Genomic DNA, 454 nt, shown 5'->3' on the forward strand with positions numbered 1-454 from the left:
GTCGGGTGCAGGGCGTCTCGTTCCGGTGGTACGCCCAGGAGCAGGCGCGCTCGCTCGGGGTCGTCGGGTGGGTGCGCAACGAGCCCGACGGCTCGGTCCTGCTGCACGCCGAGGGTGAGGACGACGCCGTGGACGCGCTCGTCGCGTGGTGCCACCACGGGCCGGGGATGGCGCGGGTGGCCGACGTGACCGTGCGCGAGGCGGCGGCCGGAGGCGCGACGTCGTTCGGCATCACGGGGTAGTGGCCGGGATCTCGTCGCCGTCGGCTTCACCTGGGGTCCGTCCCGCCCGACACTGGACGGATGAGCGCCCCCGTCACCGTGTCCGTCACGCGCCACGTCGACCCGTCCCGCTCCAGCGAGATGCTCGCGTGGGTGCAGGCGGGCACGTCACTGGCGGAGAAGTTCGACGGCTTCCTCGGCTCGGGGTGGGTCCGGCCCGGCGAGGACTCCGC

1 protein-coding gene is annotated in these 454 nt (G+C 74.4%); it reads left to right on the forward strand.

The features are described 5' to 3' along the window. Positions 1-242 (forward strand): acylphosphatase (locus KTJ72_RS07030; protein ID WP_217304480.1); only part of this gene is annotated, 242 nt, incomplete at its 5' end. Positions 243-454: the final 212 nt, after the last annotated feature.

The sequence above is a fragment of the Apilactobacillus waqarii genome (assembly GCF_019061205.1).
GTDB classification, from domain to species: domain Bacteria; phylum Bacillota; class Bacilli; order Lactobacillales; family Lactobacillaceae; genus Apilactobacillus; species Apilactobacillus waqarii.